The sequence below is a fragment of the Salsuginibacillus kocurii DSM 18087 genome, from assembly GCF_000377705.1.
GTDB lineage: Bacteria > Bacillota > Bacilli > Bacillales > Marinococcaceae > Salsuginibacillus > Salsuginibacillus kocurii.
Genome location: NZ_KB898633.1, coordinates 72,712 through 96,806 on the forward strand (window position 1 = coordinate 72,712; position 24,095 = coordinate 96,806).

The 24,095-nt window shown below is 45.1% G+C and carries 26 protein-coding genes; 22 read left to right on the forward strand and 4 right to left on the reverse strand.

Annotated elements, in window-relative coordinates; all coding sequences use genetic code 11:
* Nucleotides 1–52 precede the first annotated feature (52 nt).
* Entirely contained in the window at nucleotides 53–268 is a 216-nt protein-coding gene (locus tag D469_RS0117010) for a hypothetical protein (protein WP_018924593.1), read from the forward strand.
* Between the two features lie 143 nt (nucleotides 269–411).
* Here the strand turns inward: D469_RS0117010 and D469_RS0117020 are convergent, their stop codons facing one another.
* Nucleotides 412–1,188 carry a helix-turn-helix domain-containing protein gene (locus D469_RS0117020; RefSeq protein ID WP_018924594.1) on the reverse strand — a complete coding sequence of 259 codons (777 nt, stop codon included), beginning with the start codon at nucleotides 1,186–1,188 and terminating at the stop codon, nucleotides 412–414.
* 397 nt (nucleotides 1,189–1,585) lie between these two features.
* On the opposite strand from D469_RS0117020, the gene D469_RS0117025 reads away from it, so the two are divergent.
* From D469_RS0117025 to D469_RS0117055, 7 genes are all read left to right on the forward strand, one after another.
* Entirely contained in the window at nucleotides 1,586–2,710 is a 1,125-nt protein-coding gene (locus D469_RS0117025) for an ABC transporter ATP-binding protein (RefSeq protein WP_018924595.1), read from the forward strand.
* Nucleotides 2,710–3,357 (forward strand): ABC transporter permease, encoded by a 648-nt coding sequence (locus D469_RS0117030; protein WP_018924596.1) that lies wholly within the window; start codon nucleotides 2,710–2,712, stop codon nucleotides 3,355–3,357. Before D469_RS0117025 ends, D469_RS0117030 begins: the two co-directional genes overlap by 1 nt.
* Before the next feature lie 20 nt (nucleotides 3,358–3,377).
* Nucleotides 3,378–4,265 (forward strand): glycine betaine ABC transporter substrate-binding protein, encoded by an 888-nt coding sequence (locus D469_RS0117035; RefSeq protein ID WP_018924597.1) that lies wholly within the window; start codon nucleotides 3,378–3,380, stop codon nucleotides 4,263–4,265.
* Nucleotides 4,266–4,475: 210 nt separating this feature from the next.
* The gene (locus D469_RS0117040) at nucleotides 4,476–5,603 is read left to right on the forward strand and encodes a mandelate racemase/muconate lactonizing enzyme family protein (protein WP_018924598.1); all 1,128 of its coding nucleotides are present in this window, start codon (nucleotides 4,476–4,478) and stop codon (nucleotides 5,601–5,603) included.
* Between the two features lie 16 nt (nucleotides 5,604–5,619).
* Nucleotides 5,620–7,068, forward strand: coding sequence for an NAD-dependent succinate-semialdehyde dehydrogenase (locus D469_RS0117045; RefSeq protein WP_018924599.1), 1,449 nt, complete (start codon nucleotides 5,620–5,622; stop codon nucleotides 7,066–7,068).
* A 187-nt stretch (nucleotides 7,069–7,255) separates the two neighbouring features.
* A complete protein-coding gene (locus tag D469_RS20705; protein ID WP_018924600.1) occupies nucleotides 7,256–8,437 on the forward strand; it encodes an iron-containing alcohol dehydrogenase in 1,182 nt (393 codons plus the stop codon).
* A gap of 434 nt (nucleotides 8,438–8,871) precedes the next feature.
* On the forward strand, nucleotides 8,872–9,069 hold the full coding sequence (locus tag D469_RS0117055; protein WP_018924601.1) for a hypothetical protein: 198 nt from the start codon (nucleotides 8,872–8,874) through the stop codon (nucleotides 9,067–9,069).
* 338 nt (nucleotides 9,070–9,407) lie between these two features.
* On the opposite strand, the gene D469_RS21335 is transcribed toward D469_RS0117055, so the two are convergent.
* A complete protein-coding gene (locus D469_RS21335) occupies nucleotides 9,408–10,031 on the reverse strand; it encodes a TetR/AcrR family transcriptional regulator C-terminal domain-containing protein (RefSeq protein WP_018924602.1) in 624 nt (207 codons plus the stop codon).
* 100 nt (nucleotides 10,032–10,131) lie between these two features.
* Here D469_RS21335 and D469_RS0117065 point away from each other — a divergent pair, with 100 nt between their 5' ends.
* The 9 genes from D469_RS0117065 (at nucleotide 10,132) to rpiB (ending at nucleotide 18,774) form a co-directional block, all read left to right on the forward strand.
* Entirely contained in the window at nucleotides 10,132–11,340 is a 1,209-nt protein-coding gene (locus D469_RS0117065; protein ID WP_018924603.1) for an FAD-dependent oxidoreductase, read from the forward strand.
* 297 nt (nucleotides 11,341–11,637) lie between these two features.
* Nucleotides 11,638–13,695, forward strand: coding sequence for a BglG family transcription antiterminator (locus tag D469_RS0117070; protein ID WP_018924604.1), 2,058 nt, complete (start codon nucleotides 11,638–11,640; stop codon nucleotides 13,693–13,695).
* Between the two features lie 37 nt (nucleotides 13,696–13,732).
* The gene (locus tag D469_RS0117075; RefSeq protein WP_018924605.1) at nucleotides 13,733–14,218 is read left to right on the forward strand and encodes a PTS sugar transporter subunit IIA; all 486 of its coding nucleotides are present in this window, start codon (nucleotides 13,733–13,735) and stop codon (nucleotides 14,216–14,218) included.
* A gap of 2 nt (nucleotides 14,219–14,220) precedes the next feature.
* The gene (locus tag D469_RS0117080) at nucleotides 14,221–14,505 is read left to right on the forward strand and encodes a PTS sugar transporter subunit IIB (protein ID WP_018924606.1); all 285 of its coding nucleotides are present in this window, start codon (nucleotides 14,221–14,223) and stop codon (nucleotides 14,503–14,505) included.
* Nucleotides 14,506–14,598: 93 nt separating this feature from the next.
* A complete protein-coding gene (locus D469_RS0117085) occupies nucleotides 14,599–15,858 on the forward strand; it encodes a galactitol-specific PTS transporter subunit IIC (RefSeq protein WP_018924607.1) in 1,260 nt (419 codons plus the stop codon).
* Nucleotides 15,859–15,903: 45 nt separating this feature from the next.
* On the forward strand, nucleotides 15,904–16,938 hold the full coding sequence (locus D469_RS0117090) for a zinc-binding dehydrogenase (protein WP_018924608.1): 1,035 nt from the start codon (nucleotides 15,904–15,906) through the stop codon (nucleotides 16,936–16,938).
* A gap of 92 nt (nucleotides 16,939–17,030) precedes the next feature.
* On the forward strand, nucleotides 17,031–17,198 hold the full coding sequence (locus tag D469_RS22385; RefSeq protein WP_018924609.1) for a hypothetical protein: 168 nt from the start codon (nucleotides 17,031–17,033) through the stop codon (nucleotides 17,196–17,198).
* 20 nt (nucleotides 17,199–17,218) lie between these two features.
* The gene (locus D469_RS0117100) at nucleotides 17,219–18,268 is read left to right on the forward strand and encodes a galactitol-1-phosphate 5-dehydrogenase (RefSeq protein ID WP_018924610.1); all 1,050 of its coding nucleotides are present in this window, start codon (nucleotides 17,219–17,221) and stop codon (nucleotides 18,266–18,268) included.
* Nucleotides 18,269–18,309: 41 nt separating this feature from the next.
* On the forward strand, nucleotides 18,310–18,774 hold the full coding sequence (gene rpiB / locus D469_RS0117105; RefSeq protein ID WP_018924611.1) for a ribose 5-phosphate isomerase B: 465 nt from the start codon (nucleotides 18,310–18,312) through the stop codon (nucleotides 18,772–18,774).
* 372 nt (nucleotides 18,775–19,146) lie between these two features.
* Here the strand turns inward: rpiB and D469_RS0117110 are convergent, their stop codons facing one another.
* Nucleotides 19,147–19,998, reverse strand: a complete 852-nt coding sequence (locus D469_RS0117110; protein ID WP_018924612.1) for a LysR family transcriptional regulator — start codon at nucleotides 19,996–19,998, stop codon at nucleotides 19,147–19,149.
* Nucleotides 19,999–20,040: 42 nt separating this feature from the next.
* On the opposite strand from D469_RS0117110, the gene D469_RS0117115 reads away from it, so the two are divergent.
* The 3 genes from D469_RS0117115 (at nucleotide 20,041) to D469_RS0117125 (ending at nucleotide 22,510) form a co-directional block, all read left to right on the forward strand.
* Nucleotides 20,041–20,388 (forward strand): DMT family transporter, encoded by a 348-nt coding sequence (locus D469_RS0117115; RefSeq protein ID WP_018924613.1) that lies wholly within the window; start codon nucleotides 20,041–20,043, stop codon nucleotides 20,386–20,388.
* Nucleotides 20,389–20,700 carry a DMT family transporter gene (locus tag D469_RS0117120; protein ID WP_018924614.1) on the forward strand — a complete coding sequence of 104 codons (312 nt, stop codon included), beginning with the start codon at nucleotides 20,389–20,391 and terminating at the stop codon, nucleotides 20,698–20,700.
* A 310-nt stretch (nucleotides 20,701–21,010) separates the two neighbouring features.
* Nucleotides 21,011–22,510, forward strand: a complete 1,500-nt coding sequence (locus D469_RS0117125; RefSeq protein ID WP_018924615.1) for a flavin monoamine oxidase family protein — start codon at nucleotides 21,011–21,013, stop codon at nucleotides 22,508–22,510.
* Between the two features lie 120 nt (nucleotides 22,511–22,630).
* Here D469_RS0117125 and D469_RS0117135 read toward each other — a convergent pair whose 3' ends face one another.
* Nucleotides 22,631–22,894, reverse strand: a complete 264-nt coding sequence (locus tag D469_RS0117135) for a NifU N-terminal domain-containing protein (RefSeq protein ID WP_018924617.1) — start codon at nucleotides 22,892–22,894, stop codon at nucleotides 22,631–22,633.
* A 243-nt stretch (nucleotides 22,895–23,137) separates the two neighbouring features.
* On the opposite strand from D469_RS0117135, the gene D469_RS0117140 reads away from it, so the two are divergent.
* Both D469_RS0117140 and D469_RS0117150 read left to right on the forward strand, forming a co-directional pair.
* Nucleotides 23,138–23,557, forward strand: coding sequence for a pyridoxamine 5'-phosphate oxidase family protein (locus D469_RS0117140; RefSeq protein WP_018924618.1), 420 nt, complete (start codon nucleotides 23,138–23,140; stop codon nucleotides 23,555–23,557).
* Nucleotides 23,558–23,886: 329 nt separating this feature from the next.
* Nucleotides 23,887–24,095, forward strand: a 209-nt coding sequence (locus D469_RS0117150) for a transposase (protein WP_018924519.1), incomplete at its 3' end; no start/stop codon positions are given.

Consider the following 24,095-nt stretch of genomic DNA (forward strand, 5'->3'; position numbering starts at 1 on the left):
CGTCTATCAGGGGCCTTTCCAGTGGTCAGATTTTAAGCTGTAAAGAGAGGAAATGGCTGGCATATTCCGGGCTCGCCTAGCCGATGTATACGCCCTTTGGCATGCCAAGCGCGATGTTATTGAGGTGGGTGGCTTTGTGGAGCAGGCAAGTGGTGTACGAAACGCTCAAAGCAGACAAGTGAGTAGACATGATTTTGTCCCTCATTCTACTACGTATTTTCACCAGGTGCTGCACCAGCTTCTTTTGGTTGAACAGCAGGAAAGGTAACGAAATCATTTCTTTAAAAATACCTTCATCGCCGTTACCACTAACGGGTCAATCGCGAAGCCCAATGCGGGTGCCGCTTTCATTTGGCCCATGGTAGTGGCACCCCCTACGCGTCCTCCCCATCAGGCTTTGCTTTGTAACCATCAAATCCAATGAATCTCCCGGAAAAATGAAGGAGTCATATGCATTTTTTTTGAAAAGATGCGGCTGAAATAAAATCCATTGCTATAGCCGCATTGGACGGCGATGTCTTCTATGGTCAAGTCAGTTTGCAGCAATAAATCCCTTGCTTTGCGGAGGCGAAGCAGGGTGATGTATTCTCCCGGGTTAATCCCTACTGCTTGTTTGAAGCGGCGCGTAAACTGTACAGGGCTTAAGCCGGCTGACTTGGCAAAGTCGCTCACTGAATATTTGTCAAATACATAATCGTACATATCGTAGACGATCTCTCGGATGACAGGGTCTTTAACATGATCGGTCAAATAGGAGCGATGCGGCCTGCGTTTGCGAAAGCGATACACATTTAATAAGTCCTGCAAGAAGTAAGCTTTCCATTTGTTGCTGTCCGCCTGCTCTTCGTAAGCCATGCCGCGGAAATGCTCATACGCAGAAGCTAATCGCTCCTTATCCGGATAATGAATCTTACCAATGGGCAGTGTTTTATCTTTCACTGGGACTGAAAATTGAAAAAAATGAAAAGTAACAGGCGTAACGGCTTTTCGCTGCAACGGAAAATCTGGCGGACAAAAGACGAGATCTGGAAACTCTGCCTGCCCCGTTTCTTCCCCTACTTGATATTCCATCATTCCATCCTCAATACAAAATACATTCCAATGCGGATAGGTGTCTTCACTTAAAACAAACGAATGAACCGGATTCCAATAAGAGTGCTGGTGAATACTCATTTGTTCGAAAAACATTGGCCTCTTCCTTTCGACAATCTTCTTAATTTGAAAAAAAGTATATGTATTTATGTGAAAAGTGCATGGAAGACCGTCCTCTTTCGTGACACGATAAATAAGTGCTTCCTGCTTATTATACTATGAATCTTGATTTGGTAGAAGAAAAGGGGATCGAAGCTTTTAGTGAGCAGTGAAAAACGTGGCGTCGACTTAGGGTTAACCTAGTGAAGAGAGGGAAAGCACCTGCTCCTGATGAATGAAAAGTGCATGTGGTTAGCTGCTCACACGCTCGCGTATAAGAGCGAGAAAAGGAGATATGTTGAATTATGCGGTTATGGTTTTGAAAATTCGTGATTTTTAACGGGTATGGGGGCTTTCGCTTCAGAAGAGTAAGAGGAAACGACGGGGTGAAAAGATGATTGAGTACAAAAATGTTGGAAAAACATTCGGAGAGTTCGAAGCGTTAAAAACAATGAATCTAACGATTGAAACAGGCGAGCTTGTTACACTTATTGGCCCTTCCGGCTGTGGCAAGACAACAACCATGCGGATGCTGAACCGTTTAATTGATCCGTCGGAGGGCGTGATTACGATAGACGGCGTTGACATTCGCAAGAAAAATCCAGTCCAGCTGCGAAGGGATACAGGCTACGTTATCCAACAAATAGGTTTGCTTCCGCACATGACAATTGAGGAGAACATTACGATTGTCCCGAAGCTAAAACGGTGGGAAAAGGCACGAATGAAGGAGCGGGTCGAGGAACTTATGAAGTTGGTTGGACTGGACCCAGAAACATTTAAAGATCGTTATCCGAGCGAATTGTCAGGTGGGCAGCAGCAGCGGATCGGTGTGATTCGTGCGCTGGCAGCTGATCCGCCTGTGGTGTTAATGGACGAGCCGTTCAGCGCGTTGGACCCGATCAGCCGCGAGCAGCTGCAAGATGAACTGGTGAAGCTGCAGGAAGAAATCAAAAAAACGATTGTTTTTGTCACGCATGATATGGATGAGGCGATTAAAATTTCCAAACGGATTGCAATTATGCGTGATGGTGAAATTGTTCAAGTAGCTACACCGGACCAGATGCTTAGAGAGCCAAAAGATGACTTTGTACGGGATTTCATTGGAGCGAAGCGGTTGAATCAGGAATTAGGACAACCGGCAGCGTACTCATTGATGATTAGAAACGTGGCGACAGTCCGGGCAGATCGAGGGTTGGCAGAAGCCTTCAATTATATGAAAAAGAGTCACGTCGATCAGCTCTATGTGAAAGGAAGTAACGGTGAGCTGCGCGGCTTGGTCAGCTTAGAAACATTGAAAACAGCGTACCCCAATGAGGATAAAACTGTTGCTGACATAATGGAAACGAACATTCATTGGGTAGAGGGAGATACGCTGCTTGCTGAGGTGGCGGAATTATTCACTGAAAAAGATCTCTATACGCTGCCGGTTGTGCAGCATGACGAGCTGGTTGGACTCATTACAAAATCGAGCATGATCCGTGGTATTGCGGAGTGGGAGCAGCAGGGGGGTGAGACATAATGGAATTAATCACTACCATTTTTGAATTGTTCCAGCAGCGCTCCGATCAAGTGTGGGCCGCATTGCAGCAACATATGTTTCTCGTCTTTGTTTCTATGGGGCTCGCTGTTCTAATCGCTGTACCCATTGGCGTCTCTTTAACCGGAATGAGGCGCTATGCTGAACCTGTCATCGGGGTAACGGCCGTGGCGCAAACGATTCCGAGCCTGGCGTTGTTAGGATTTATGCTCCCTCTTTTAGGGATCGGCTCGACCAATGCAATATTTGCTTTAACGATTTATGCCTTGCTGCCGGTGATGCGAAACACCTATACCGGCATATTGGAAGTTGACCAATCCGCAGTGCAAGCAGGGAAAGGCATGGGGATGACGCGAGTTCAAATCCTCCGAAAAATTGAACTTCCTCTAGCTATGCCAGTCATCATGGCCGGCATACGAACGGCAACTGTTATTGTCATCGGGATAGCCACCTTGGCCACATTTGTCGGTGCCGGCGGCCTGGGAGATGTTATTATGCGCGGCATGGCTGTCCAAAATAGTGCACTAACCTTATTGGGCGCTATTCCAGCAGCAATACTAGCGATTGTAACTGATTTTATATTAAAACGAATCGAAAATTGGGTGACTCCAAAAGGAATCAAACATTAAAAAAGAAAAGGTGATATGAAATGAAAAAGATCTTAGCTATGGTGCTAGGTTCCGCATTACTAGTGTCTGCTTGTGGAAATGAAGAAGAGACGGTAGTAGTCAGTGGCAAAACGTTTACAGAACAAATTATATTAACACATATGATCGCTGAGTTGTTAGAAGCAAACACAGACATCAATATAGAAACAGAAGCAGATGTCGGGGCGACGGATGTACTTACACAAGGGATGATGGATGAAGACATTGACTTGTATGTGGAGTATACCGGCACTTCGTATATGACAGTATTAGGTGAAGAGATCGACCCAGAAAACCCGCAAGAAGCGGAGGGAATCTACGAGGCCGTCCAAGAAGGCTACAATGAGGAATTCGATATTTCGTGGCTCAAACCGTTTGATTTTGAAAATCGGTACGCGATCGGAATGCGTTCAGAAGATACAGATGGCATCGATAACCAGTCTGACCTGGTCGAACATAGTGAGGACTTGATTATTGGCTACAATCCGGATTTCGGCGAACGGGAAGACGGGATTGAACCTATGAATGAAAGGTACGGCTATGAATGGGCAGATCGTGCTCAAATGGATGAAGGCTTAATGTATGATGCTATCAATGAAGGCGAAGTAGACGTCATTGCAGCTTTCACGACAGATGGGCGGATTCCCAGCTTCGACTTGGAGATTTTAGAAGATGATTTGAATTTCTTTCCTCCTTACTTTGCAGCACCTATTATCCGTAATGAAGTGCTAGAACAACACCCAGAAATTGAAGAAGAGCTGGCTGAACTAGCGCCATTATTAACAGAGGAAGTTATGGCTGAGTTAAATGCAGAAGTCGACCTTGAGCACGAATTAGAAGAAACAGTTGCTACGAATTTCCTAGTCGAAAATGGCTTGATCGAAGAATAAATGGTAGGGCCTCCTTCCTTCACGGGGAGGAGGCTTTTTCATTAGGTGGTCAATTGATCCGTTCAAGCGCTGACAGGAAACATGGCCGCCTCACGAACAGTGGTGAAAGAAAAGTATATATTTCTGATTATAATGTGTATTCAAAAACGATTTAAACTTCATTCATACTGAAGAAAAGTATATAAGGAATGGCTGAGAGGATGACAAAATATGAAAATAACAGATATTGAAATTAAACAGTATGCAATGCCCTTAGATCCCCCTTTTCAAGCCGCGTGGGACCCTGCTCCGCGCACGAAGTTTGCGACGACACTCGTATATGTCCATACCGATGAAGGCATTACCGGGGTCGGATCTGGTGATTTAATGTTTGGCTTTCGCGGCCATGAACACTTATTTATTGGTAAAAGCCCCTTTCAAATTGAAGAGTTGTCCCAGATTTTAGATAATATAGACTTTCATTACGGCCGCTGCTGGCCGCTTGATATCGCCTTGTGGGATTTGATGGGCAAGGCGGCTGGTAGACCGGTGGCAGAGCTGTTAGGCGGCAAACGTTCAAAAATTCTCGCTTACGCATCGAACGGCGAAATCGTCACGCCAGAAGAACGTGCAAACCGGGCCCAAGCCTTTGTGGAAGAAGGATTTAAAGCGATGAAAGTACGTTTCCATCACGAAGATGTTCGTGACGATTTGAAAGTGGTGGAAGCTGTTAGAAAGCAAGTGGGAGACAAACTTGATATCATGGTAGATGCCAATCAAGGCTGGAAAATGCCATGGGACACTGCTGAAACGTGGGACGTGAAAATGGCTTATCAAGTGGCGAAAGAACTGGAGCAGCTGAACGTATTCTGGCTGGAAGAACCGCTGCCAGCTCACGATTTTCGCGGGATGGCTTCGCTGCGGGAGATGGCGCCCATCCGGATCGCGGGGGGCGAGATGAACCGACGCTGGCATGATTTTCGTGAAATGAACAGGCAGCGCTCACTTGATGTTTACCAACCAGACGTGGCCCTGACCGGTGGGATTACCAAAGTGAAAAAAATTGCAGAACAAGTACAGGAAGACGGCGCCTGGTTCAGTCCGCATACGTGGAGTAACGGCATCGGCGTGCTTGCTAATCTCCATGTAGCAGCAGCCATCAGCAATTGCCCGTACCTTGAGCTTCCGTATGATCCTCCGATTTGGACGGAAGCGCGCCGTGATTTTGTGCAGCAGAATCCATTAAAGGCAGACAGCGAAGGGTATCTCCACGTACCGGACAAGCCAGGGCTTGGCATTGAATTAGATGAGGAAGCGTTGACGCGCTATGAAATTGCAAGCGCCTATGTAGGCGGATAACAGAGGAGGTACTACTATGGAGCTAAACGTACGAAATGAATTATTTATAAACGGACAGTGGCAGCCAGCAGCTTCGGAAGAGACCAGTTCAGTCATCAATCCTGCGACTCAAGAAGTAGTCGGACATGCTGCTTATGCCGGTGCAAAAGAAACAGAAGCTGCGATTACAGCGGCTCACGAGGCTTTCTGCACCTGGGCAGCTACACCGGCCGCAGAACGGTCAGCGTATTTACAGGCGATGTATCAGAAGGTTGTACGTCATGCCGATTGGCTGGCCGAGATAATGACCCTCGAACAAGGCAAGCCCCTTGAAGAAGCGAAAGGAGAAGTGCTGTGGGGAGCAAGTTTCTTAGAGTGGTATGCAGAAGAAACGAAACGTGTGTATGGAGAGACCATTCCATCCGGCTCAGCTGACCAAACCTTTTTGGTGAAAAAACAACCGGTCGGCGTCGTGGGCGCGATCACACCGTGGAACTTCCCGTCGTCGATGATTACACGAAAGCTGGCACCAGCGCTGGCAGCCGGGTGTACCGTTGTTTTAAAGCCTGCTCCGGAAACGCCGTTATCAGCGATTGCCCTTTATCAGCTCTTTGAAGAGTGCGAGCTTCCAGCCGGTGTTATTAACCTGGTCACAGGTGATGCAGAAAAAATCGGCCAGGCGCTTATGAGAAGTGAAAATGTGCGTAAGCTCGCTTTTACAGGCTCTACCGCTGTGGGCAAAAAATTAATGAGCGAAGCCGCTTCTACAGTGAAAAAAGTATCACTCGAGCTTGGCGGCCATGCGCCGTATATTGTGTTTGACGACGCTGACATTGATGCAGCCGTAGATGGGTTAATGATGAATAAATTTCAAAATAACGGGCAGACGTGTATTTGCGCTAATCGCATTTTTGTTCATGAAACGATTTACGACGAATTTGTAGAGAAGTTCGCTGAACAGATGAAAACAGTAACAGTCGGTGATGGCTATAACGACAAGGTTCACGTCGGGCCGCTTATTCATGAAGAAGCTGTGCAAAAAGTGGAAAGGCACATTGATGATGCTGTAAATAAAGGAGCTACCTTGGTTTACGGCGGCAAACGCTTAAACACGGGAGCTCACAGCAACGGCCATTTTGTCGAACCGACGCTGTTAACCGGCGTTACGAAAGAGATGGAGCTTTACCAGGAAGAAACGTTCGGCCCAGTCGCTCCAATCTTCTCTTTTCGCGATGATGAAGAGGTGCTGCAGATGGCAAATGCCACGCCATACGGCTTAGCTGCCTATTTTTATACGAAGGATTTGCGCCGCACGATGAAGATAAGTGACAGCTTGCAATATGGAATGGTTGGCGTAAACGCCCCAGCCCTAGGTTTTGCTCAGGCTCCGTTTGGTGGAATGAAGCAGAGCGGGATGGGGAGAGAAGGCGGTCATCACGGCATTGAAGACTTTGTGGACTATCAATTTATTAACATCAATTACTAATACGACCAACCTACCGGCCCGGTTGCTCCAGCTGGTTGCCAGGAAGAAGCTGTAACGTTGCCAGACGCGATACAACGCAGCGAGCTAAACAGGAGTTTCTTCACCGAGGTATGCATGGAAATGAAACGAGGCCTCGGAGCCCGGCGGTAGTTCAGAGATTAAGCAGTAGTAAAAAGGAGAAGGTGCCATGGAAGGCTTTACCTATCAGCTACCCTGCCAGATCATCTATGGCGAGGAGGCTTCACATGACCTGGCAGCTGCGTTACAAACGATCAAATCGGTCCAGACAGCGGTAGTCGTTACCGATCATACATTATACACACTTGGCATTTTAGATAAGCTTCTAGCTCATATGAAAGCAGCCGGCATTCACGTTTCTGTCTATGCAGAGACCAAAAGCAATCCTACCGCGAATAATATTGATGAAGTAGCCTATCTCATTCGAGATCATAAGGCAGAAGCGGTTATTGGTGTGGGCGGGGGCTCATCGATTGATGTCGCCAAAACAGCAGCTCTGGTCGCGAATGGAAACAAGAGTGCGGCAGACTACGCATTAGGCAGGCAGCCTTTCCCTTACCGTGACATTGTAAGTGCGGCGATTCCGACAACAGCAGGCACAGGAGCTGAAGTAACCAGCACCGTTATCTATTCAGATGCGGACAATCGCAAGCTTTGGGCCTGGGATAAAAGAATGGCTCCAGACATCGCTGTATTAGACCCATCCTTGACGGTCGATTTGCCTGCTTCATTAACCGCGGCAACCGGGATTGACGCCATGGTTCATGCCATCGAGGCTTGTACTGGTAAAGCCCGCAATCCGCTGATTGAAGCATACAGCCTGCAAGCGATTCGGCTCGTGCGTATGTATTTGCCTCTCGTTCTTGAAGAGCCGAACCATGTAGAAGCGCGCGGGCAGTTGTTAATCGCTGCTATGCTTGGTGGGGCTGCTATTGAGGGAGGAGCAACTGGAATTGCTCACAATATCGGTCATGCCCTCAGCACGACCGCCGGTTTACACCACGGAAAAGCCGTAGCGCTGGCGATGTATCACACGTACCATTGGAATGTAGAGCAAGCGGAGGATAAAGCCTACACCTTTGCTGAAATTGCCAAAGCGTTAGGGGTAAAAGAAGACGGCCGCAGTGAAAAAGAACTTGCCCGGGCTGGGGCCGATCAGTTTCAACACGTTGTCGAACAGCTGCCAGTCCCGATGCAAGCGGACGAAGCAGGACTGGCAAACATTTCAGCAAGCGAAATCATAAGCGCGTGCCTGGCCGAAGAAAATCAACCGATGCGGACTAACAATTGTGCCTGGATGAACGAGGCTACTTTGACCAAAGTGATAAATAAGATGCTGCAACAGAGCTAAATGGAATAGAACTGCAAAGGTCCCGCTCTTCCTCGACCCGAGGAGGCGGGATCTTTTGGCATCTTAATAACGGAGAGAAAACTAAGCTGCTGATGTTGAAAGTAAATGAATCTGTTCAACTGGTAAGGGTTCAGGAAAAGTATGGTAGTGTGGGTCTTGAAAGGTAAAACAAAGTCGGGTATCTTCAGGGGGAACATAATTTAATTAACAAAGCAACCAGATAGCCCCTGGTCTTTAAAATCTGAAGAAAGGACCGGGCCACTATGTTATACATGTGTAAACGGGAGTGGAGCTCGTAAGATGGGGTGAAGTTGTCCTAAAAGTAGCAGAAGTTACATAGATATACCCCCCCTCGCTTAATTTCGCCACCTTTTCAACAGCTGTTAAAGCTACCATAAAATAAGCTCATTATGTAAGAAAGGAAGAGGATGACAATGCGAGTGCGAGTGTTGCAGTTTCTTTTATTTTGCCTGTCCTTTTATCTTCAATTTCTATGTTTGCAATTTATCATCAATAGTTTCTTCGGAGTCCGGGAAGGGTCGTTGTTCGCGCTGGCGCTGCTTTTACTTTTCGTGCTTCCTGCCAGTTTGCTGATTGCCAGGGCAGGCACCAGCGCGTTAATTGGCCGTTAGCGAAAAGTATCCATTTTCATATAAATGAATCAATTTCATAATGACATTTTATGAACAACAAAACGACTAATGTCTGTTCATTTATATTTAATATACGGATGATAAGAAATGGCTGAAACGTAAGACGGCGACTCCCAGAGGATAAAGCGCAGTCTGAAGATCCACTTTTGCGAGGTTTGACCGAGAAAAAGCTAGCTGAAGACAACCCCTCGGGAAAGCGTCCGTCTGAAGTGAAGGCCACCTTCATTATTCGGATATTAACATCTTATTTTAAATTATGAAATTCATTCAAATACAAAACTCCCCATTGATGCATGAAGCACCAAATGGGGAGTTTCTTAGTTTTCATTTCTTATTTTACTCTTAAATCCTGCCATTAGCACTTCTAAGCCAAATTGAAATTCATTATCCATATTCGGAAGCGAGAAATCAAAGGGCAAGTCCACCTCGTCTGATGGATGAGGCTCCACTTCCTCGTCGCTCAGCTGCGCATAGCGATACTCTTCAATCACAAACGAGGTGATGTAATTATCAAGCATCCAGGACGCAGAAAAAACATCTTCCTTTTCCATACCTGATTGTTTAAACAACTCACTCACTTTTTCAATCAGCTCTAAGCGGTACGGGGTGGTGGGCGGTGTTTCGACCAGAACTACCGCGGAATCACGTGTATGTAATAAAACGTGCCGATAATTGGTTGCGAGTTTTACTAATTCTTTCTCCCAGTCGGAAGCTGGATCTGGCAAAGCTACTTTTTTGCATATTTCTTCTGATACAAACTCCATCAATTGACGTTTATTTTTAAAATGCCAGTAAAGAGAAGCCCCTTTAATATCAAGCCTGTCTGCTATTTTGCGGATTGATAATTTTTTTATGCCTTCTTCTTCAAGCAAGTCCAAAGCGGTATGCGTAATTTGGGATTTTGTCACCGGCTGGCGGTCATCTTGATTGGGTTGGCTCATGGAATCCCTCCCTCTATTGACAGTATAGCATTTTCAGTTTAACCTAACACTGTTAGATTAAACTAACGATGTTAGGTATAAAGCGAAAGGAATGATTTATATGGCAGCGAATCCTCATGCTCTTATCGTTGGAGGCGGAATTGCGGGAACGGCAATGGCATTATTTCTTAAAAAAATTGGTTGGACGTCTACCATTTTGGAAGCTTATCCGAAACGGGATGATATCGGCGGCGGCCTGCAGATGGCTCCGAACGGCATGCACGTTTTAGATGCGTTAGGGCTTAGTGAAAAGGTTATTGCCAGCGGGTCTGTCGCAGAAGAAATGACTTTTCATAATCAAAAAGGAAAGATAATCGGAAGCATGAACAAGGAAATGCGGGTGAAATTCGGCCAGCCCGCTGTAAATATTACCCGTTCAGCGCTTCACACGATATTAGTAGAAGAAGTAGAGCAGCGAGGGTTAGCCCTCAGGTACAACAAACGGTTAAAAAATATAAAAGAAAACGGTCCAACCCAAAAAGTAACAGCTTATTTCGAAGATGGCAGCAGTGAAGATGGAGACATCGTAATCGGGGCGGACGGCATCCATTCGCAAACAAGAAAAGCAGCACTTCCTGACAGCCCGGAACCTTCTTATGTCGGCCTGCAGTGGCTTGCGGGAATGGTCAGCGAAGCAGAACTTGCTGCGACCGAACCAGATGATCGAAGACTGCATATGACATTTGGGCAAAAAGGCTTTTTCGGATATGGCAAGTTTGATGAAAAAAATGACCTGATTATGTGGTGGGTAAACCTCTCGCGGGAAAACGAAGCCTCAAAAGAAGAAATGACTGCCCGCTCGACCGAAGACATAAGAAAAGAACTGCTCAAACTTTGCAAAGGCTGGCACGCGCCGATTGAAGAACTCATTGAAAAAACGCCTGCATTTATGCAGGGAAATGTCCATGATATAGAAACGTTGCCGGCCTGGCACACAGACCGTGTTGTGTTAATTGGCGACGCGGCCCATGCGGTGAGCCCGAACTCCGGGCAGGGGGCTTCGCTCGCATTAGAAGATGCCATGTATCTTGCAACTCTTCTTAACCAGGCTGATAAAACCATTTCACAGCTGTTCAACCAATATGAAGAAGACCGCCGCCCCCGAGTTGAAAAAATCGTCGCAGACGGCAGACGAATGGGCGACGGGAAAAAAGAAATGTCGCCGCTCGGTGCTTGGACGCGTGACCAAATGCTGAAAGTAATCTTCTCCCTTTTCGCTGAACGAGGAAATCGCTGGATTCATGAATACAAAATTCCTTGGAAAGACTAGCTTTTTGTGAAACTAGCCAGGACTATTAGAATTTTCGCCAAATATGGAAATCCCGAACTAGGCGCAGGTCGGGATTATTTTATCTGCAGCTTTAAATTGCTACTTTTTTACGAGCGCAGTTAATTTCAGATTTCGACGAAAATCGGCAATATTACACGGGTTTCACAGCTTCATTCAACAAATTGTGATATAGTAAATCAAAATGTTGTACATCACCTGTTCGCAAGTTTGGGATGAAAGCGCATCCATAGGAGCTCGTACGAGTGATAGAATGAATGTGAAAGGAGGGACATACAGTTGTCGCTTAGTAATCGAAGCAAGCAAATCGTTGATGAATTATTGAGCAATCCAAGTATGACAAGTTCTACGTTAGAAAAAAAGTTTAACTTAACACGCCGGCAACTTGGGTACAGCTTCAACAAGATCAACGAATGGCTGCTGACTAACAATCTACCAACAATTGAGAGAACGAGCCAAGGCCGTTTTATCATTGACCAGGAGATTTTCACCAATCTGGGCAGTGAACAAGAAAGTTCACAAGCAGAAATCTCTGTCTTGTCGGAGACGCATCGCGTTTATCTTATTATTACGATGCTGTTGAACAGTGCTGAAGAGCTGTCGTTAAACCATTTCACCATTGAACTTGATGTCAGCAAAAATACTATACTAAGTGACTTAAAGCAGGTACAGGAGTATGTAAGCGAATACAAATTATCTATTCGTTATAGCCGTAAGTTTGGCTACCTCTTAGAAGGTAATGAATTTCAGATTCGAAAATTATTAATTAACATTACAGCTCACATGTTGCAATTAAATGGTGGCCAACATGCGATCAATAAACTGGCCGGCATTGAGCCAGAGGAAATCGAGCAATTCCGCGAAAAGATCGAGAATGTTGAGAATAGTTTGAATTTAAAATACACGGATGAAAAAGTCACCACCATGCCTTACATTTTGTTACTCGTCCTGCGGCGAATTGAAAGAGGTTATGAGATCAACTCTTTTTCTATAAAATATGAGGAATTGTCGAATACAAAAGAGTATCAAGCCACCGAAGAGCTGTTTCACTCAAGCGCTCTCATTCCTGTGCAAGAACGGCTGTTTATCACGTTGCATCTATTAACTGCAAACGTCTACTGGGCGGACTACTTGAGTGAAAATGATGATCTCCCAAATTTGCGGCCGGCTATCGAAGAAATGATCAGCTTGTTTGAAAATAGCGCTTGTGTATACTTTCAGGACCGAGGACTGTTATTAAATACATTGCTTCAGCATATGAAGCCTGCGTATTACCGCATCAAATATCAGCTGACGGAATCCATCAATATGGAAGAAGCTCTTAGCCAAAAGTTTAAGGTTCTGCATCATTTAGTGAAGCAGTCTACCACCCCATTAAAACGGCTGATTGGCACAGCAATCCCGGAAAATGAAACAACGTACATTACGATGTTGATTGGTGGCTGGATGACGAGGCAGGGAGAAAGCACCGACCAAAAAGTAAAGGCCATTGTTGTATGTCCACATGGTGTATCTGTTTCGAGATTAATGTATAAGGAATTGACAGAATTATTTCCCGAATTTGTGTTCCTTGATTCTTTATCTGTACGAGAGTTTCAAGCCTATGACCTTGAATACGATATTATTTTTTCCTCGACCTATTTAAAAACAGAAAAGAAGTTATTTATTATCAAAGCTTTGTTGGAACCTCGGGAAAAAAACCGTCTCTACAAGCAAGTCATGATGGAGCTGCAAGGTTATCTGCCGCAGGATATTGATGTGGGTCACCTGTTAGATATTATAAAAAACCACGCCGATATCAACAATGAACAGGCTTTAATGGAAGACTTGCAGACGTATATTTACCGTGATGAAGACTCAGCTGTTAAACAAAGTTCAGCAGAGAAAGTGATTCTTTTAAATGAAATGATCTCCCCGCAGTATATCACGCAAAGAGATTCGGTCCAGTCGTGGGAAGAAGCAATTCAAATTGGTGCTGAGCCGTTAGTGAAAAGCGGAAAAATTGAGCCTGCGTATGTAGATGCTGTCATCGAGCGCACAGGTGAAGATCCCTATATTGTCATTGGTCCGCATGTTGCTATTCCACACGCAGCGCCAGAAGATGGTGTTAATGAAGTAGGAATGAGCTTATTAAAGCTAAAAAAGGGGCTAACCTACGCTGGGGAGTATACGATTCATGTAATTATTGTGATTGCCGCTGTAGACAAACAGCAGCACCTCCATGCGCTCACGCAGTTAATTAAGCTCAACCAATCAAAAAAAGATATGACTAAGCTGCTGCAAGCTGATTCAAAAGAGCAAATACACGATCAGCTTACCTTATATTCGAGTTTATGAGGAGTGTACCTAAACAGCAAATATTGGAGTGGAGTAGATGAGTGACGTATACTTTGATGAATCTGTCATTCTATTAGATATAGAAGGAACGAGCAATGAGGAAGTTTTGGCCAAAATGGGAGAGACCCTGCATAACAAAGGCCTTGTTAAAGAAAGCTATGTTGACGCAGTAATTGCTAGAGAAAAAGAGTTTCCTACCGGACTTCCTACCTCTGGTATCTCTGTAGCTCTTCCCCATACCGACGCTGAGCATGTCTATCATAAAGGCATTTGCATCGGGGTAGTCAAAGATAAGGTTGAATTTGGCATCATGGGCGACGACAGCGAGACAACAGCTGTGAAACTGGTATTTATGCTGGCAATGGATGAACCCCATTCCCAACTATCCCTGCTTCAACAATTAATGCAAATTTTTCAAGATGAAGACACCTTAAAGCAGTTAGTCAATCAGACCGAGAAACAAGCAATAAAAAACCTAATTGAAGAAAAAATTGATTTTACGATATTAAAGGGAGCTGAATAATAATGGCAAAGAAAAAAGTATTAGTAGCGTGCGGTGCTGGTGTAGCAACATCAACGGTGGTAAATGGAGCAATTGAAGAATTAGCAAAGGATAATAACCTGGATGTGGACCTTGTCCAAATCAAGATTGCTGAAGTCGAAGGCCATGTAGACACTGCAGATTTATTAGTTACAACAGCAATGACGAAAAAAGAATATCCATTTCCAGTTATCAATGCTCAATCCTTTCTTACCGGGATCAACATGGAAGGAACGAAGCAAGAAATCGTCGATGCGTTGAAAAAATAACAACTGCACTTGCAAAATGTAAACTAAAACGATAATTATACTTGGATTATATCACCATAGAACGTTCTTAAGCAGGAAAGGAGGAACGATGCAGTGCAAACTCTTTTTGATATGGCCCAGGGGTTCCTAGACTTAGGAGCCACGGTCATTCTCCCAGTTGTCATATTTATATTAGGAATATTTTTCCGCCAAAAAATTAGTAAAGCATTTCGTTCTGGTTTAACAATAGGTGTTGCCTTTGTCGGAATCTTCTTAGTGGTTGATTTGCTTGTCGAAAACCTTGGCCCTGCAGCGCAGGGAATGGTGGAACAATTAGGTGTGTCATTAAATGTTATTGATATTGGCTGGCCTGCAAGTGCATCGATTTCGTGGGCTTCCACTATCGCTGTATTTATTATTCCACTAGGATTACTTGTAAACGTCGTCATGCTGCTTACGAAAACGACAAAAACGATGAATGTAGATATTTGGAATTATTGGCATTATGCATTCACTGCTGCGATGGTCTATGTAGTCTCAGAAAGCATTATCCAAAGTTTAATCGCAGCAGCCTTGTTTCAAATCGTTTGTTTAAAGGTGGCTGACTGGACCGCACCGATGGTTGCTGATTATTATGAGATGCCCGGCGTCTCCGTCGCGACCGGAAGTACGATCTCTTACGCTCCAGGAATTTTTATCGTAAAACTGCTACAGAAAATACCTTTTGTAAAGGACTGGAACGCAGACCCGGATTCGATTCAAAAACGATTTGGAATCTTCGGTGAATCCATCTTTATCGGGTTAGCCTTAGGTGCGGGTATCGGTATCCTGGCCGGTTACAGCACTGGTGAAGTCATTGAGATTGGAATGGCGATGGCCGCGGTCATGGTGCTCATGCCGCGTATGGTGAAAATCTTGATGGAAGGGTTAACGCCTGTTTCTGAATCGGCACGAGCATGGCTGAATAAACGATTCGGTGACAGGGAGATTTATATCGGGCTCGACGCAGCTGTACTACTTGGTAATCCTTCTGTTATATCGACTGCACTTATTCTTGTACCGATCACGGTCGCATTGGCAGTCATTTTACCAGGAAACTCCTTGCTGCCATTCGGCGACCTGGCGACAATTCCATTCATCGTAGCCTTTATTGTAGGAGCAGCCAGAGGTAATATCGTTCATTCAGTCGTCACCGGGGCCATTATGATCGCCCTCACCCTATATATTGCGACTGACGTTGCTCCAGTGTTTACGGAAATGGCCGGACAAGCAGACTTTAATATGCCAGATGGTGCTACTCAAATCTCAAGCATTGACCAGGGTGGTAATCTCGTCAACTGGGTCATCTATCGATTCTTTGAGTTGTTTAATTAATGAAGATCATATAAACGGATAGTGAGTGAACAGGAGGCCTTCCAATTGAAAGCACTAGTGAAAACAGAACATGGTTTTGGGCATCTAGAGATTCAAGATAAACCAGAGCCTGAAGCTGGACGAGGACAAGTGAAGATCGAAGTGAAGTGTGCTGGTGTGTGTGGTTCCGATATTCATACGTATGAAGGACATTATAAAGTGGCCACACCAGTCACTTTAGGCCATGAATTTGCCGGGGTTGTCGTTGATGTAGGTGAAGACGTAACCGAATTTAAAACCGGAGATCGCGTCACTTCGGAAACGACCTACTCCATTTGCGGAACGTGCCGCTATTGTCAAAGCGGAGACTATAACTTATGCAATCACCGAAAAGGATTAGGAACACAGCAGGACGGAGGCTTTACGAACTATGTAATTGCCAGGAAAGAAAGCGTTCACCATTTACCAGAAAAGGTAGATTTTCAAGCAGGCGCTATGACTGAACCGTTAGCCTGCACGTATCACGCTGTTGAAAAAACGACGATTAATGAAAATGATGTCGTTGTCGTCATTGGACCGGGGCCGATTGGACTGCTGACCGCCCAGACAGCTAAAAGTAAAGGGGCTACGGTAGTAATCACTGGCTTGTCCGCTGATAAAGTACGTCTTGATAAAGCTAAGGAGTTAAACATTGATTATGCCGTGAATACCCAGGAAGAAGATATTAATCAGCTAATCAACAGCCTCACAGAAGGCTACGGGGCGGATGTGGTATTTGAATGTTCCGGTGCGCCGCCTGCTGCCAACCAAGGACTCGCTTTATTGCGTAAAAAGGGACAATACAGCCAGGTAGGTATCTTTGCGCAGCCAGAGATTCAATTTGACTTAGAAAAAATCATTCAAAAAGAGATTCGTGTTGTCGGGAGTCGCAGCCAAAAATCAGCAGATTGGGAGCCGTCCCTTCATTTAATGAATACAGGCGTTGTGCAAGCAAAACCGTTAGTGACCCATGAATATGATATTACGCAATGGGAAGAAGCCTATCAAGCTATTAAGCAAGGAGAAGCGATTAAAGTCTTGCTTACACCACTTCCTGAATGAGCTGAAATGGCCAATGAGAAAAAGTGAAAAAGGGGGACGAGTAAGTCGTCAACTTATTCGTCCGCTACTTTATTTAGAAATGAGGGTGACAGATGGTAGAGCTACTTCTGGATTTTATGTTAGGCCCACTGCGTGTAATAAGCCAATTCTATGTTGAATACCAAATGATATTTAACCCGATCATTGTTGGGTTTGCCCTCTACAAAATTATTCAAGGCAGAAAGAAAGAGCAACGAAGCGAAGAAGAAACCGTCAGTTAACGGAAAGGGAGGGGAGAGCAGTGAAGTCATTAAACTTGTATGGAAAAGAAGATATTCGCTATGAATTATCAACTATGCCTCAAATTGAACGAGAAAATGACGTCATCGTAAAAGTAAAAGCTGTCGGCATCTGTGGCTCGGATATCTCAAGATATAAAAAGCTCGGTCCGTACGTTAAAGGGATGACATTCGGACACGAATTCGCAGGCGAAATTGTAGACGTCGGGCCCGGAGTAAAAACATTAAAAGCTGGGGACCGGATTGCAGGTTGTCCTGCTTCATATTGTGGTCAGTGCGCTAGCTGCCGAAAAGGGGAATTGGCACGCTGTGAAGAGCTGCAAGTACTAGGGGCTAAGGAACCTGGAGCATATGCTGAGTATGTAAAGATCTCGGAAGAACAAGCCGTACCGCTTCCAGCCAATGTCGATTACGATACGGCTGCCATGACGGAACCATCTTCAGTGGTAGCGCACGGATTTTACCGCACCACTATGAAGCCAGGGGCGGCGGTCGCCGTTATGGGCTGTGGCAGTATTGGTCTGCTTGCTATACAGTGGGCACGGATCTTCGGAGCACAAACGATCTATGCCATTGATATTGATGATAACAAACTCAAAGTGGCAAAAGAAGTAGGCGCAGACGTGACCATCAATTCCTTGGAGAGCCCGGCACATGAGCAGCTTGACGATTACTCGAATGGTACGGGAGTTGACCTGGCGGTGGAGGCAGCTGGTTCTCCGGTTACTTCAGCACAAGTGTTTGCGCTCCCAAAAAAGGGTGGAGAAGTTGTATTTATGGGCATACCTTATGCTGATATTGAGATCACACGTTTTTATTTTGAAAAAATTGTTCGCAATGAATTAACGGTTCTCGGTTCATGGAATGCCATCTCAGCGCCATTTCCAGGCAGCGAATGGTCAGCCTCGCTTCATTATATGAGCACCGGACAACTTCAAGTAAAGCCGTTGATTTCACACAGGCTGACGCTGGAGGTTGGGCCGCAGACATTTGCTCATTTGATTCAAGGCGAGGGCTCATATGTTAAAGTCATTTTTTATCCCGAGCTCTAGCGAAATTGATTAGACGATAAAGGAGAATGGAGGGTTGGCTTATGAAAGTAGCCATCGGGTGTGATCATGCAGGTTGGCGTCTAAAACAAGAAGTACTTGAAGTGTTAACGGACTTGGGAATCGATTATGTGGATGTTGGCTGTTCTGCTTGTGACAAGGTGGACTTTTCAGATTATGCGTTTCCAGTTGCTGAAAAAGTCCGCGATGCTGAGGCAGAACGCGGTATTCTAATTTGCGGGACAGGAATTGGAATGTCGATCGCTGCCAATAAAGTACAAGGCATTCGCTGTGCGCTTGTACATGACATCTTTAGCGCCAAAATGACGAGATTACATAATGACAGCAATGTATTAGCTATGGGAGAACGTGTTATTGGACCTGGTATAGCACGAGAAATAGCTACAATTTGGCTGCAAACGGAATTTGAAAAAGGTCGTCATCTGAAGCGGTTAAACAAATTAACGGAATATGAAGGGATTAGAACAGAAACTCATAAAGAAAACTAGGTGGTTAACAAAAGCCTATCTCACCTCCATTCCTATTTGCAAGTATCTTCTGTGTTGCTGTGATCGTAATAAGCGCAACGATCCCCCCCTAAATGGAAGACCCTGAATATTAATGCTTGATCGTCAGCGTCCTGATTCAAGTTACATCTCCTTGTTCCCCTTTATGCCGCCCATAAATGCAGCCAGGCGCTGCATTGCGGTTTCTCCTCTGCTATTGAACTCAGTTTATTACTATGTGTTAGATACCTTCCCAACCATCATAACCCTCCATGTGTTAACTATTTGCAAGGCTATAACCTCAAGTTATACCCTGGGCTTTTTTCGCTATGCCTCAAACGGGCCTCTGTCTTTTACAATAGACATTGAAACAGATTACATCAGCTGTTCCCGGTGAACAGGAAGCTGGGCGAGCAGCTGGTCCAATAAAGGTTTTGACGTAGTGTATAAGTACATGCTGCGGATGAGAGGCGAGTTTGTTATCGGAAGAAAGATCACGCCGCGATAGGCCATTTTATGAACCATGATTTCCGGCAGGTATGTTATACCATTATTTCTAGCCACCGAGCCGACTAAAGAATGATAAGGCATTTCTCTTACTGGAGGAGAGAAGTCATAAGTAGATAAAAGTTGGGTGATTCGTTGGTATAAGGGCGTTCCTTTGGGAGGAAGCAATTGTTTATAAGCAAGGCAGTCTTGAATAAATACTTCCTGCTTATCGGCCAACGTATGATTGATAGAGACCGCTGCATAAAAAACATCCTCAAACAAGAACGATGAATGCAGACTTGTTTCCTCCGGATAGTCCTGGATCACCGCGGCATCGATGTCTTGGTTTTTTAAAAGCGGCAGCAGATCAACCGAGTCGTCTTTAATGTCGGTAATTTGCATATTTAAATGCGGCGCGTAATCCATGCAGTCAGGAAAATAATATGAGGCAAGGATCGGGTCGGAACCAATGCGGATGCCGATTTGCTGTTGATGGTTCTCCCACGTGTGTTCGAGCTGTTTTATTAAGGGGGCAGCGTCTTGGTAAAATGCTTCTCCTTTCGCGGTTAATTGAACGCCGGCTGATGTGCGGACAAATAAAGGAAAGCCAAGCTGTTCTTCGAGCTGTCTCAGCTGCTTGCTTAATGCCGGCTGAGAAATGTATAAAGCTTCGGCCGCCTTTGAAATGCTTTTATATTGAACAATTGTCAGTAAAGATTCAAGCAGATGCAACTTCATAATGATTCCCCCTCATTGGTGGTAAAGGAGTGGTTGGTGTTGATGAAAACGTATCTATTGCTAGCAGGTTCTATTGTATTGGAGGTACTGGGGGCAACTTTTATGATCCCAGCAGAAGGATTTACCCGGCTGGGCCCCTCCTTGGTCGTAATTGGAAGCTACGGCTTAACATTAGCACTATATATTATTTTAACCCATCAGCATGAGCTTGGCATCATTAACGCGCTCTGGGCTGGAGGCGGAACAGCATTAGTAACGGTGTCGGGTTTTTTCTTTTTTAATGAAACACTCACGTTCTTAAAGGTAATAGGTGTACTTTGTATCATTGTCGGCGTGATTGGACTTAACCTGCAGCCGGAACAGAACACTAGTGAAAAGGAGGCTGTATAAATGGGTACCTGGTTTCTTGTGATTAGCCTGGTGTTCGCGTTGTTTGGAAATCTTATGGTCAAGTTGTCGTATGGTTTTACGCAGCGTCTCCCTTCCATTTCTGCGTTTCTTTTGTTTGGTTTCTGCATTTATTTTCTGACCCGGGCCGTTCAGTTTTTAGAAATCGGTGTCGCCTATGCGGTTTGGTCAGGAGCGATGGTTGCTGCGACCACTGTGATTGGAATTGTGTTTTTTTCCGAGAAAGTGGATAAACGGAAAGTTTCATCTATTGGCTTGATCATTGTCGGCGTAGTATTGTTAAAAGCGTTTTAATGGAAGTTTCACTTTCAAAAACTGCAGAAAGAAGGACCTCTTCTTCCTGCTCTTCTAGTTTGGCTTGCTCCCAGGGCTTTAACAATATATTTTCCCAGCTTTTAAGACGTACATAAAATACGGCAACATGAAGCTTCTGGGGTCGGAGCCTGTTTAGAAGACTATTTTTAAAATAAATATTATTGTAAGCACATTTTGCAGGTAGAGGCAGGAAAACAGGCTTTGAAATGTTTCGTTTTATTTCATAGAAATATTTACCATTTCGTAATAATAAATATAAATAAGGTCCATTTACGGCGGGGGGGTTTTTATGAGAAGAAATGCAACAGCGTGTGAAGAAGAGCTGGAACCGGTTGATAAGCTTGAGATTTTGCGGCACGGCCTGGGGCAGACCGACAGTCCGAAGGAGGTTTTAATTTTAGGTGCGGGAATGGCTGGTCTTATGGCGGGAAAACTTTTAAAAGAAGCCGGTCATGAAGTAACGATCATTGAAGGAAACACCCGGGTGGGAGGAAGGGTGCATACCTTGCGCGAACCATTTACGGGCGATAGATACGTGGATGTGGGGGCTATGCGGATTCCGACCAATCATTTACTTACACTAACGCTCATCCGGCAAATGGGTGTAGAAACGCGGCCGTTTATTAATGCCATGGATAATAATATTATGAAGATTTACAACCAAATGACGACCCGGGGAGAATATGACGAAAACCCAGATATCTTTCCTTTTCCGGTGGCCCCCCATGAAGAAGGTAAAACGGCGAAGGAATTGCTCGAATCGGTTGTTAACCCCTTTCTGGAACGATACCTCCAAAGTTCGGAAGAGGAACGAAAGCAGATGATTCGCGATTTTGATGAATATTCGCTCTATCGGTTTTTGACTGAAAATCCAATCGGGCCAAGCCTTTCACCCGGTGCTCTCCACAAAGTACAGGTGGTGTTCGGGTTTGACGGCACGACTGGCCTTTCCTTCCTAGACTTTTTCTTCAATTTGATTAATCAAATTTTCATTTATGAAGGGGACTTCGTAGAGATCACCGGCGGGAACGACCATCTCCCGAAATCTTTTCTCCCTCTGCTGGAAGAGGATATTTATTTAGACCAGCGGGTGGAACGAATCGTGCAGCGACCGGATGGAGTTGAGGTGGAGACGCGGAGTCCGATAACGGGAGAGTTCTCGCAATTTTCAGGAGATGTTGTTATCACCACGATTCCTTTTTCGATCTTTCAATTTGTGGAGATGGAGCCTTATGAGTCTGTGTCGTATGAGAAAAGAAAAGCGATTCAGACGCTGCATTACGTGCCGGCTTTCAAAATGATGCTGGAATTCTCCCGGCCGTTTTGGGTCGATGATGGGATTATGGGAGGGAGTTCGGTGCTGGATACTCCTCCTGTATATATGTTTTACCCAAGCCATCTCGATAATCAGGAGAGCCCGGCCGTGATCCAGGCCACCTATACGTGGGGAGACCACGCCAGATACTGGGAAGCTCTTTCTGAAGAAGAACAAATACGGGCAGCTTTAAAAGTAGCGGCCTCTCTTCATGGAGACCATATATGGGATGAATATATTGGTGGCGCGGGCTACAGCTGGGATGCCAACCCATTTGCCGGCGGGTGTTTTGCCATGTATATTCCGGGTCAGGCCGCGACCTATCCATCCATCATTCAAGCTCCAGAAGGAAGGATTCATTTTGCCGGCGAACATACGTCGATGTTTCATGCGTGGATAGAAGGGGCAGTAGACTCTGGCATTCGAACAGCCTGGGAAATTCAATGCTTGGCAGAAAAAGGAGAGGGGAGCTGAAGTGACTGCCGCTGTTTGGAACAACATATTTAAATTAAAGGCTGGTGTGTCGAGGCCCTTTTTTGTAGTGAATAAAAAAGAAGGAACTCTTCATGGCGAGAGTCCCTTCACATTGATCTTTTATTCGTAAGCTTGTTCAAACGCTTCCTGAACCTGTGGGAATAGATCATCCCATTCAGCTTCTGGTGTCTTATTTACCGTTACAAAGTCTTGTACGCCAAAGATGTTGTCGACACCTTCAATTTTCAACAGTTCCTTTGCTAGCGGGTGATCAGCTTCTTCACCTTTTTTAGCAGAAATGCTTGATTCAAACAATGTTTCATTAACCGAGAATTTTACTGCGTTGGGATTCGGGGTGGCTTCAGCTTTTATTTCGATTGCCATTGAGGACCCTCCTGTTTTTTCAATTAGAACGTATTAGTTACCTTTAGCCTAACACTTTCACCTTTCATTATTAACCATCACCCGTTTCTCTGTCAAAATTCTATTCGTTATTAATTTGGCACCATAAAAGATACCGTTCATTTTTTTCAGCGTTGAGGCGCTCAAATGAGAGAGAGCGGGTTTAACAGCATTCTATGAGAGGAATACTAACAACACATTTTCTTATATAGGAGCTGTTGCAAAATGGACCAGGACACATTAAAAGAAGAGATCCTCAACATTATGAACGAACATAAACACGGGACCCTGGCGACGGTGAAAAAGAATCGGCCTCATTCTCGCTACATGACGTATTTTAATGAAGGGTTCACACTGTTTACACCAACCGATAAAGAAACCCACAAAACGGAAGAAATTGAAGAAAACCCAAACGTCCACATTCTCCTAGGTTATGAAGGTGGAGGCATTGGCGATCAATACGTTGAGGTCGAAGGCAAAGCCGAGATCCGGGAAGATGCGGACACAAAAAAAGGAATCTGGCAAGAAGACTTCGCTAATTGGTTTGACGGCCCCGAAGATCCCGATTACATTATTTTAGAAATTACACCGGTACGCATCCGGCTTATGAATACAGGCGAAGGGCCGCACAGTATCGAATTTTAAAGTGAGACCGCTCCAGCTTGGAAGACACACAGCTGGAGCGGTTTTTTTCGGGCGCAGCATCGCAGGGGGCAGGGCGCTAGCAAGGAGAGACGCTCCCAAGAAGAAACGTCAAGCAATAATAAGGGAGCGCGACACCCCAAGGGAAGATCGTCACGCCGCAAGGGGGAGCCACACCGCACTGAAAAGGAGCGATGCCACGCTGCAGGGGCGTTACGCCGCACTCGAGGGCCGTCACACGGCACTGAAGAGGGGTGGACCGGTTACACTTATTTGGACAGATATTATAAGTTGCTCTAAGATTAAAGTAAGGTAATAAAGGAGTGGATATCATGTCCAGACAAAAAAGACAGCACTTCTCTCAATCTTTTAAAGAACAAATCGTTCAATTGAGAGCTTCGGGAAAACCCCGTCAAGAGATTTTGAAGGAATACGGAATGTCGCCTTCTGTATTAGATAAGTGGGTACGTCAATCCAAACAAGGTGAGTCTTTTAGTGAGCGGGAAAACCGTACGACCGAACAAGAAGAACTCCTTCAATT